The organism is Sporosarcina sp. BP05 (assembly GCF_014282005.1).
Taxonomy (GTDB): domain Bacteria; phylum Bacillota; class Bacilli; order Bacillales_A; family Planococcaceae; genus Sporosarcina.
Genome location: NZ_JACFTD010000002.1, coordinates 533166 through 544189, shown reverse-complemented (window position 1 = coordinate 544189; position 11024 = coordinate 533166). Strand labels below are relative to the sequence as shown.

The window sequence follows — 11024 nt, the reverse complement described above, 5'->3', positions numbered from 1 at the left end:
TTAGCCGCCTCCATCTATCGCACCCATCCTGCGTGCCGCATTTTTTTTGTTACGGTTTCCATGACACCTTCAGCAACTTCTGCACGAATGAGTTGAATACCAAATTTGCGGGCTAGCGCTGTCATTTGTGCTTCATGTATTGATTTCTTTTCCAGGTAATCTTGGACCGCACGCCTCGTCATAGTCACTTCAATTCCGTCACCGCTTTCGATGTCGACAAATCGGATATCTCCCTCGTAATTAGGTTCTTCCTCCGCTTTTGAGTGAATCGTTACAACACGTACGTCACCGCAAATCCCAGGCAGACGGCGAAATAGATGTTCCCACTTTCCGACCTCTTCAAGTCCATCTGTCAGGATGAACAACACCGTTACTGCTTTTGGAATAGACGCAAGTGCTCGGTCAGTGAAATTTTCTGTTGACCCTGGAGCGTCAATCGCCGTGATGAATTTCGTCACAGAAGCACGATGCGCGGTGCCTTTCTTTCTAAAAAAGTAATCCTGCCCATCAGTCCAAGTGGAAAACGACAGGGTATCTCCGCTCTTAAGTGCTAATTGCCCAAGCGCTATTGCCAGTTGACGGGCATAATTCCATTTTCCGTCTGCCCCCATGGACTTCGTCGGGTCCAGTAAAATATGAATGCGCATCTCTTGTTCATCTAGGAACTGCTTAATATAAGGTTTATCTGTTCGGGCATAAACATTCCAATCGATATGGCGCAAATCATCACCCGGATGGTATTCTCTGAAATCGGAGAAATCAAGGGAGGAACCCGTCTTTCTTGAACGATGTGTCCCTTTATGATGCCCGAGACGGCCTGACCGAGATAGAATCGATAATGCGCCAAGCCTCTTCGCTAACCCGTTAGGAAACAGTTCACCGTTCATTGCACCGATGCTCCTTGCCGTACTTCTTCAAGCAACTTAACAATCAAACCATCAACGTCAACGCCCTCTGCTTCCCCTTCATAGTTGATGAGAATGCGATGACGCAGTGCAGGTTTAGCAACTGTTTTAATATCCGCAATGGATACATGATAGCGCCCCGACACAAGCGCACGCGCTTTAGCGAGTCTGATAATAGACTGAAGTCCCCGTGGTCCGCTTCCGTACTGGACATATTTTGTCCAGTCATCCGAAGAACCGCTGTGGTTGTGGGTTGCTGAAACAAGATCGACCGCGTAATTAATCATTTCATCCGCAATAACAACTTCTTTGGCCATTTCTTGCGCCATGACGATTTCTTCTGCATCCATTACTTTTTGAATATCGATATGTTGTGGTCCCGTTGTGCGCAGAATTATTTCCTTCAGTTCAGATTTCGATGGATACGGCAAAATTATTTTACAAAGAAAACGGTCCATCTGCGCTTCTGGCAATGGATAAGTACCTTCCATTTCAATCGGGTTCTGCGTTGCAAGAACGAAAAACGGACGTGCCATTTGTCGTGTCTCCCCTAGTACTGTTACTGTTTTCTCACCCATCGCTTCAAGCAAGGCACTTTGCGTTTTCGGCGTAGCTCGGTTAATTTCATCCGCTAATACCATCTGGCTAAAAATCGGTCCTTCTTTAAAAGTGAAGCGCTGCATCCCTTCTTCATTGCGTTCCAAGATGCTTGTCCCCGTTATGTCAGCAGGCATTAAATCAGGCGTAAATTGAATCCTTGAAAATGACAAATCGAGCACTTCTGAAATCGTTCGAATGAGCATTGTCTTTCCAAGACCGGGCAGCCCTTCCAACAGTGCGTGCCCATCTGCCAATATCGAATAGAGAGAAAACTCGACCGCTTCCTGTTGGCCAACGATAAATTTTCCGATTTCCTCCTTAACTAACCCTAGTTTTCCACTCATTTCTTCAAACTGCTCTGGTGTAAATGGCATATATACACTCCCATTCTGTCTTCATTCGATTGAGGAAAAGTAATCTGAGAGGATGTGCTGCAAATCTGGCGGCAACTTCATCTTATCCGTACTTTTCAAGTAAGAATCTTTATAATCTCCAACAACTTCTTTGTAAGGCCGGATGGTCCCTTTGTCAACGGGACCATTTGTTTCGCGTTCCTCGATGAAATCCCCTTCACCAAGTTCACCACCAACAATCGATGGGGCGTTTTTTTCACCTACACGATTATTCGGGATTGAAAGAAGGCTCCTTCCTCCTTGGCCTTGACCTTGACCTTGGCCTTGGCCTTGACCTTGACCTTGACCTTGGCCTTGGCCTTGGCCTTGGCCTTGACCTAGACCTTGACCTTGACCTTGACCTTGACCTTGACCTTGACCTTGACCTTGACCTTGACCTTGACCTTGACCTTGACCTTGACCTTGGCCTTGACCTTCTCCTTCTCCTTCTCCTTCTCCTTCTCCTTCTCCTTCTCCTTCTCCTTCTCCTTCTCCTTCTCCTTGGTCTTCTCCATTACCGCTGCCTTCACCATTTCCTTCTGATGCACCTGGTTTAGTGTCACTCGATGTTGAAGATGAATTATTCCCTGAACTTGCAAGCGCAGGTAATGCTGGCGCTTTACCAATTTCATTCAACGCGCTATGTGCTTCTCCTGCATTTTGTGCAAGTTTATCCGTAAGTTCCTTAAGCTCGCTAAGTTCCTTTTCTTCCTCATCACTTAACGAATCCGCAGGATCACCAGATGTCTTAGCTATCTCTTTTTTGTCTGCTAGACGTTGTTCTTTCAATCGTAATTCCTTCTGTTTCTTAACAAGTTCCCTCAACGCCTCTTCCGACGTTTCCGCCTTCAAAAGCTTTTCAGCGAGTTCCTGTAATTCCTTTTTCACTTCAGGAAGTTCAGCATTTCCAATCAAATCCTGCACTTCTTTTTTCATCTCTTCAATAATTTCTTTTTCCTTTTCAATCGCTCCCGCTTCCAACTGTGCTTCAGATGGAAACGTGACTAATAGGGCGAGACAAGCAGAGACAATAATAAATCCACCTAGCATTTTTGAATTTACATACCGTTTCTTCCTTTTTTTAAACCGCTCAAATGCATCCGCCACTTTTGACTCGGCTGCAACGATGATAGCAGGAGCAAGATGTGTTTCATTGACCTTGATATCCATCGCTGTAATAAGAAGATTATCTGGCATAAATTCGTCAAGCTGCCTTACCGCATCGTCGTTCTTGTATCTTTTATAGACAATGAAAACGATTGTCGCAACAAGTATCAATACGGTCCCGACAAGCGCGATACGTCCATAATAAGGAAGGACAAATAGTCTAGAAGCAACAACAATAAGTACCGCGAAAAGGGTGGCAGCAAACATTCCCGTTTGCACCGTATAGATCATTTTTTCAAAACGCAGCCGGTACAAAGTAGCCCGTATATATTTTCCCAATAATGATTTCCTTTCCATTTGCCCATCTCCCTATTATTTTGAACGTTTCATATTAACACGCAGCTTCTTTACTGCTATAAATAGTGAAATAACCGTAAGTGACAAATAGAAAATAAGATAGCCAATCCAAATCGGGAATTTCACTTGTGTCATTTCCGAAATACTATCCCCCATTCCCTGCGAAAGTAATGATGCGAAGAGGATTGCTGGATTAATTGAGGCAATAATATGCCCAAGCATTGAAGGTGACGGTGTACCTGTTCCCATGTGATTGAACGCTGTCATTTGCAGTACAATCAAGAATATAAACCCGGTGACAACCGATAGGAACAGCATTGTTCCATACGTGGCTATCATCGAAACAATCGTCCGGCGAATGAGTGTAGAGAACATAACACCCACACTGCCTATTGCAAGAAGCGTAACAAATAAGAAGAAGAACACTTTAACAAAGTCCAGGGGAGAAATACCGCCGAATAAGAATACTAGGCTATAGATCGGTAGTCCCGCCACAATAAGCAGCAACAGGAATGCAATTGATGACGACAACTTTCCTGTAATGATTTGAAATGAACTTTGTGATGTCGTCAATAAAATTGACAGCGTTTGTTTTTCTCTTTCCGAGCTAATTGCTCCAGCCGTCAAACCCGGTGTAATGAATAACACAAGTCCTAATTGGATAAATGCTAACAGTCCGAACAAGATGAAACTTTCACTAGGTCTGAAATAAGACGTCCCTGACATCGTCATTGTCGCAAAGATAAAACCAAAAACAAAAATACACATCGCTATCAAGTAGAATAGGATACCTATGAAACTTTTTGGTGAGCGGAACCTTAATTTTAATTCTTTAAAGAGGACCGGATTATTGAAATTCATCTTCATATTAATCGGCTCCTTTCGTTATTTCCATGAACACATCCTCCAGATTGGTCACATGTTCCATGAATGAGAGGATTGGAATATTATTCATGATAGCTCGCTTCAACAAAATGATTTGGTCTTCTTCTGTTCCTTTATATGAAAATCTGATGCCATCATCAGCATCCAACTTTTCGATATTCAACACGTACGGATCTTCTTCGAAAAATGCGATTGCGCTGTCAAGCTGTCCAACCAATCGGACCGTAATAACCCTTTCTCCTCGCAGTTTATCCTGAATTTCAGCAACAGAGCCATGCGCGATGAGACGACCATTATCTATTACCCCGATTTCATCACACATTTCCGCTAGTTCAGGCAAAATATGCGACGAAATTAAAATTGTCTTGCCCATGTTTTTTAACGTTTTTAGGATGTCTCTCATTTCAACACGTGCACGAGGATCAAGTCCAGATGCAGGTTCGTCAAGAATAAGTACTTTAGGATCATGGATAAGACTGCGCGCCAAGCAAAGTCGCTGCTTCATTCCCCGCGATAAAAGGTCTACGTACGCATGACGCTTATGTGACAGATTCACGAGTTCCAGCAATTGCGGAATAAGCTTTTGCCGCTCTGCTTCTGGAATGCCATAGCTCGCACCGTAAAAGTCTAGATACTCATCCGCCTTCAGCTGATCATAGACGCCAAAAAAGTCTGGCATATAACCAATCATTTTTCGCACGGCTTCCGGATTCTTCCGGATATTCACTCCGTCGATCAAGACATCACCCGCCGTCGGTTGCAATAAGGTCGCAAGAATGAGGAATGTCGTCGATTTCCCAGCTCCGTTCGCACCAACAAATCCGAAAACTGTTCCTTCACTTAACGTCAAATTCAAATTATCAAGCGCTTTGAATTGACCATACTTTTTTGTAAGTCCTTTTATCTCTATCATTGCGACACCTCCCCATTCAGCTTGAGCATAGGAACACGGCCTTGATTGCCATTCTTTTCATCATGAAATTTGATTCGGACAACAACTTTTCCATCAGGTGTTATATAGTCGTTTATATTTTCCGTCTTAACCAATTTCCCTGACTCTGACTGCTCGAATTGGCCAGACCGCACATTTAATAAGCTGACATCATAAAGCTGTTTTTGTATTTTCGAAAGTTCTAGCGAAGTCCATTTCATGTTCCTCCCTATTAATCCCTCTGGTAATTGCCAAGTTTGATTGTACACTGGCTCATTAAAGTAATATTCGTCTGTACCATAACCCTGTGAATCTGGCTGAAACTGTCCGTCCTCTGACAGCATCGACATCTCCATCATCTCAGGTTCAACTGTAAACGCATCGGTCAACGTTACATCTACCACTGCCGGTTGGACGAGTATCGTTAATGCTGACACAGAAGGTTTTACCTTAAGAAGTTCAATAGGAACAATCTGTGTATCCGTATAACCGATTATGGCTGGACTCGAAGTCTTGTTCATATATTCACCGGAAAACGACAGAATGCTATCTTTCCTCATCTTCGTCAGGTCATCCATATTGACTGGTGCAGGATTCATATAGGAATTGAACATCGATTTTCTTGGAAGCAACGTAGAGGTTTTCAACGTTTCATCCACTTGGGCCGTTTCCCCCGGTCCAAGATCTCCGATTGGAATCAGTTTTGTTCCTGACCAAATAGCTACATCCCTCAATGCAAACGGAAATTCATTCGTCACTGAACCCGTCAATTTTTTATCCGTGACATTCAATTGGATGGCGTAATTCCCTTGCTTTTCAATCCTTGTTTCTCCATAAACTGTCCCTACATTCCAATAGCCAATGTTACGAAGATGCATTGTCGTACCTGCTGCATCCTTTTCAACAATCGCCTTTTTATGGATGGTCCCTTGATTGGACGTGAAAGGGTCATTATTCGGCAACGAAGCACCAAGCTTTGTTTCAGCAGGTGCGGAAAATGTAAAGTTCCCAGATTTATTGGTTAGAATTGACTCCGCATAAAACCCTACCAAACTACCATCCTGTTCAACATTTAATATTGCGGAATGTTGAATTTGTGCTCTTCCAATTCGATCTTTCGCTCCGTATGCAAATATAGCAATAGACGCCAGTATCGCTATGGAAGGAATAATCCACCATGCATATTCTCGTTTGTCTTTCCGTTTAAGGATAAAGTAAAGCACTGGTATAATAAGAATAATATAGAAAATAATTATTCCGAAAATTAATGGCGCAGACACTTTGAATGAAGGAAACAATTCGTTGGTACTACCTACCGTCTGGACAATCGCATTACTCGGATTGTCATGAGGATTGTGCCCCCATTGATTTGAATGTCCCGTCTTATCAAATAATGTACCCCAGAATGCAGGCATTCCAACCATTTTAGCTATTGGGTCATCGCCGAACGAGAAAGCCGTCTGGACAATCTTTCCCTGGCCCAAATTGGAATAGGCAACGAGGACATTACCTTCATCTTCAAGTAGGGACAATGCACCCGGATTTAATTCTGATAAATAGGTAGGGATAGTACCTTCGAATCCTTTTGTTCCCGCCCACTTATTGAAAACCTCAGGATTCGCATCGGAACTCCCATTCAACGTCAGGGGTAACCGGTCTGAAAAGACACCCGTCTCCGCTTTCACGTTGTCAGAACCCCCGATTACTAAGATGCCCCCTGAACGAACCCACCCTAACAACGCATTCTGTTTCCTTTCAGATAAATCGGCGAGTGGATATTCATCGATAATGATAAAATCTGCCGCTCCCCATCCTGCCGCTTCTTCAGGAAAATTTGGTTCACCCATTTTCGATGCGCTAATGATTTGGCTAGTCGCAGCATTCAAAACCCGGCTATTTTTCAAAGCGCCTAGACGATCCGGATTATCCGTAAACGTTACGATAAATTTAGAATCGTCATAATACATCGTCGTCGTTAACTTTTGTGAACCTTTATGTACAATTTCCTTCCCTTTTTCCCATCCACCTTCGTATAGGAATATCGTTTTCGTGTTCGCCATTCCCCCATACATATTATTCATATCGGTCATATTCGGGATAACAAGCGAAATCGTTTTGGTCTCCCCAGCACCGACATCTAGGGGGATTGCTTCCCCACTTCCTATCGTGAAATAACTCGGTACATCAATTACAAGATCACCGCTAAATGCAGTTCCACTGTTTTCGATCACAATTATTATAGGTGCACCTTTTCCTTCCTTCGCTTTACCATCGATGCCTGCCGAAACACTTACTTTTAAATCTGGAGCTGCAAGAGCATTGATTTCCGGAATGAAGACAATCAATCCAATTAGCAAAACCAAAAACAGCGCAAACTTTCTCCACATACCATTCTCCTCCTGTCATGTAGACTTATAGTTCTCATCTTATTAGTACGAACGAGACAACCTAAAGTTCCTTTATTTCTCAATAATTGTAATCTTTTTGTAATCTTTCGGCATGACTTTGGACAATTTGTGTGAAGGCATCCACTTGTTTTAGTGCAAATGAAGATTCATATCCGATTAACCAAGTATCTCGTGTCAATTCAAATTCCTCTTCATTGTTTAACAGCGGCATTTTATTGACATCTTCATCACCGGTCAATGTAATTGACGGTAATATCGCATAACCAATCCCATTTAACGCCAATTGCTTACAAGTCTCAATCTGATCGACTGTAATTTGACGGCCCGGATTTTGGTCAAAATGACGCTGCCACCAACGCTGAATTTCCATATGATAATTCGAGTCACTCTTGAACTGAATAAATGGCCGTGTCGTATCTTTCAATTCTTCGATCGACGTAATTTCACGGTCTACTAAATAGAGGTGGTCTCGGAATAGATACGTTTTTTTACTCTTCCAATCTACCTGGCCACGCACAATTCCAACATGAGCTTCTCCTTCATATAATGCTTTTACAATTTCTGAACTCCATCCCGTTATCAGCGAGATTTTGGCATCTGGATACATTTCAACGTACTCTTTCAATACTTGCGGCAACCACGTCTGCCCTACGATGGACGCACATGCAATTTTCAATGTGCCGTGCACTTTATCCGCCATTGATGCAATCATTTCAAACGTTTCTTCACGTTTCAAGATCGCTTCACGTGCATAAGCGATGACTAGTTCTCCCGCCGGCGTTGGCTCAAGCCCTTTCTGCGAGCGGATGAACAATAACGTTCCCCACTCCTTTTCAATTGATTGTAATCGCTGGGAAAGTGCTGGTTGCGATAAAAAAAGGCGCTCTGCAGCTTTTCGCATATTCCCTTCTTCCGCTAACGCTTTAATGATTTCAAGTTCTGTCGTTGTCATTCAAATACCCCTTTCCACGTGGAATTTTTAATATAAGGAGCAAGCTGATAACAGCAAAAATAGCTACAGTAATATATACCCATTGCAACGAGCCATCAAGCGCATTTTGTAACAGCTGTACTTTTGTTACAGGTATCGTTTGTCTCATTTCATCCGTCAGCAGTAAATTGACATCATCTAAACTATAATTCAAATCTTCCTGCCTAAAACGAGTCATTAACATGCCATTTAAAATCGAGCCGAATAATGCCGCCCCTACCGTGTTTCCAAAATTCCGCATGAACATATTGGCAGCCGTCGCGGATCCCCGCGTCTCTCTTGGAACCTCCCCTTGAATTGTAACGGTGAACGAGGTACTTGTCAGCCCCATCCCGATGCCCACAAAAAAGCTTGCCATCGCAGCCCACCACGGATCTGATCCAGCATCCATCATGACAAATAAAGAGGTTCCAAAAACGAGTGAAACCCCACCCGCAAAGGATACAAGAAACGTTCCATGGCGGATTAACAAATGTCCTGCAACAGATGAAGCAATCGGCCAACCAATTGACATTGCAGTCAGTGTGAATCCCGCAATAATCGCTGGCTGTTCCATCACGCCTGTTACGAATGTCGGCAAATATGAGGAAACGCCAATTAATATGACGCCTGTCGTTAACGACACAAGATTCGCATACAAAATAACCGGGTTTTTCCACAGTGCAAACGGCATCACTGGATCTATAGCTTGTCGTTCGACCCTAACAAATAGCGCTATCAATCCAAGCCCTACAATGATAAGGGTGATACCGTAAAACGACATACGACCGAATGCCTGGCCACCCTCGACAAGCCAATATATAATAGTGGATAACGATAGCGTAAGTAAGAAAGCACCTTTATAATCAATCGAAACTTTTTTCTCCCGCTTTGGTTCATGAAGAAACAGATAGATACCAACCATCGCGAGTATTCCAAGCGGCACATTCACCCAGAAAACAAATTTCCAATTCATATAGTGGACAATAAGCCCACCAATAACTGGACCAGATACAGCCGAAATTCCCCAAACACTGGATAAATACCCTTGGACTTTCGCTCGTTCTTCCCTCGTATAGATATCGCCAATAATTGTCGTAGCAATCGGCATTACGGCACCTGCACCTAAGCCTTGAAGTAACCTGAATCCGATTAACTGCTCCATTGAAACGGCAAAACCACATAATATAGATCCAATTAGAAATATCGTCAACCCAATAAATAAAATTGGTTTGCGGCCAAATAAGTCCGCCAATTTACCATAAATGAGTACAGTGACCGTACTCATCAGTAAATACGAAGAAAAAATCCAACTATATCTTGAAAAACCACCAAGGTCCGAAGCTATCGAAGGCATTGCTGTCGTCACAATTGTAGCTTCCACCGCACCGACAAACATTGCCAGCATGACAGAAATAAGCACAAGGGGGCGATTCGTTATTTTATTATTTTTCACTGTCTTCATTCTCCTTTTAAACGAACAAAAGCGAAAGCGCCTGTTCTAAATGAACGCAGCCTCTAGGCGCTTGAGTCTGGACGTGGATTATCGTCTTTCGTAGGTTATCCAAAGGCCGAGAACTTTATAGTTTCCTAAATACAGAAAAAGGCCCCATTTAGGAGCCCATAATTTTACCGTAACAATTATTCAACCGAGTAAATATATCTTTTAAATTGTTTCATTATTACTCTTCGCGTTAATATGCCTGCAAATGTGCCGTCTTCTTCCGTCACACAAAGAAATGTATGGTCAATTAATAAATCGAGCCCTTTTTGGAATCTATCCGTTATTTTTATCGACGGCAAATTGGTTTGCATAATTTCATCAACTTTTAAATCAGCAAGACGTTCATATTCAATACGTTCAAGACCCAAAATAGAATCAGTAATCATCCCCATACTGAGCAACCCTTTTAAACGGTATTTCGCATCAAGGATCGGTATAGCTGAATAACCAGTTTTTGTTAGAACAAGGAGGGCGTGCTCTGCATTATTTCCAACCTGAACATGCGCAACTTTTTCAGACGAAATGATAAAATCCGCTATCGGTGTGAAAAGAAAATCCCTATTGTTTATAGAAATCATGTAAATCTTCTCCTTCTGTAGCTATGCTGTTCACCTTAAAACTACATATCTATCATATCATAAGAAGGACTTTCTATCCGTGAAAACAAAAAAGAAAACCCCTTCTGTTAAGAAGAGGCTGCGTAATAGAAAATAACAATTCCAATGAATAATACAGCAACGAGGACGATCCAAATAATTGGATTCAAGTTAAATGGATGCTCTTCAATTGGACCAGAAATATGATTATCCGGTCCTTCAGCAAGAACACTCGCCTTTCTCCATTTCATCACTGCGATAAAGCCAATTATACTAATGATCAAGGCTACTGTAATTAATGGAACTGTCCATACATCCAAAAATATCCCTCCTTTTGAGGGTAGGATGTGCAAATAGCTCTATTTTATC

The 11024-nt window shown here is 42.6% G+C and carries 10 protein-coding genes; all 10 read right to left on the bottom strand.

All coding sequences use genetic code 11. The features are described from left to right. Positions 1 to 14 precede the first annotated feature (14 nt). The 10 genes from H2672_RS04405 to H2672_RS04360 all read right to left on the bottom strand — a co-directional run bounded on the left by H2672_RS04405 (position 15) and on the right by H2672_RS04360 (position 10975). Positions 15 to 887: a DUF58 domain-containing protein gene (locus tag H2672_RS04405; protein ID WP_186669411.1), complete on the bottom strand. Its 873-nt coding sequence runs from the start codon at positions 885 to 887 to the stop codon at positions 15 to 17. Then, entirely contained in the window at positions 884 to 1879 is a 996-nt protein-coding gene (locus H2672_RS04400; protein ID WP_186669409.1) for an AAA family ATPase, read from the bottom strand. The genes H2672_RS04405 and H2672_RS04400 overlap by 4 nt, the downstream gene beginning before the upstream one ends. 21 nt (positions 1880 to 1900) lie before the next feature. Beyond that, positions 1901 to 3361 carry a hypothetical protein gene (locus H2672_RS04395; RefSeq protein ID WP_186669407.1) on the bottom strand — a complete coding sequence of 487 codons (1461 nt, stop codon included), beginning with the start codon at positions 3359 to 3361 and terminating at the stop codon, positions 1901 to 1903. A gap of 15 nt (positions 3362 to 3376) precedes the next feature. Continuing rightward, the gene (locus H2672_RS04390; protein ID WP_186669405.1) at positions 3377 to 4228 is read right to left on the bottom strand and encodes an ABC transporter permease; all 852 of its coding nucleotides are present in this window, start codon (positions 4226 to 4228) and stop codon (positions 3377 to 3379) included. 1 nt (position 4229) lies between these two features. Next, complete coding sequence (locus H2672_RS04385; protein ID WP_186669403.1) at positions 4230 to 5159, bottom strand: ABC transporter ATP-binding protein; 930 nt, start codon at positions 5157 to 5159, stop codon at positions 4230 to 4232. Next, positions 5156 to 7564 (bottom strand): hypothetical protein, encoded by a 2409-nt coding sequence (locus tag H2672_RS04380; RefSeq protein ID WP_186669401.1) that lies wholly within the window; start codon positions 7562 to 7564, stop codon positions 5156 to 5158. The genes H2672_RS04385 and H2672_RS04380 overlap by 4 nt, the downstream gene beginning before the upstream one ends. 79 nt (positions 7565 to 7643) lie before the next feature. Then, positions 7644 to 8537, bottom strand: a complete 894-nt coding sequence (locus H2672_RS04375) for a transcriptional regulator CcpC (RefSeq protein ID WP_186669399.1) — start codon at positions 8535 to 8537, stop codon at positions 7644 to 7646. Continuing rightward, entirely contained in the window at positions 8518 to 9963 is a 1446-nt protein-coding gene (locus H2672_RS04370) for an MDR family MFS transporter (RefSeq protein ID WP_255485318.1), read from the bottom strand. Before H2672_RS04370 ends, H2672_RS04375 begins: the two co-directional genes overlap by 20 nt. A 233-nt stretch (positions 9964 to 10196) precedes the next feature. Next, entirely contained in the window at positions 10197 to 10637 is a 441-nt protein-coding gene (gene cbpB / locus H2672_RS04365; RefSeq protein WP_186669395.1) for a cyclic-di-AMP-binding protein CbpB, read from the bottom strand. A 107-nt stretch (positions 10638 to 10744) separates the two neighbouring features. Further along, positions 10745 to 10975, bottom strand: a complete 231-nt coding sequence (locus H2672_RS04360; RefSeq protein WP_186669393.1) for a hypothetical protein — start codon at positions 10973 to 10975, stop codon at positions 10745 to 10747. Positions 10976 to 11024: the final 49 nt, after the last annotated feature.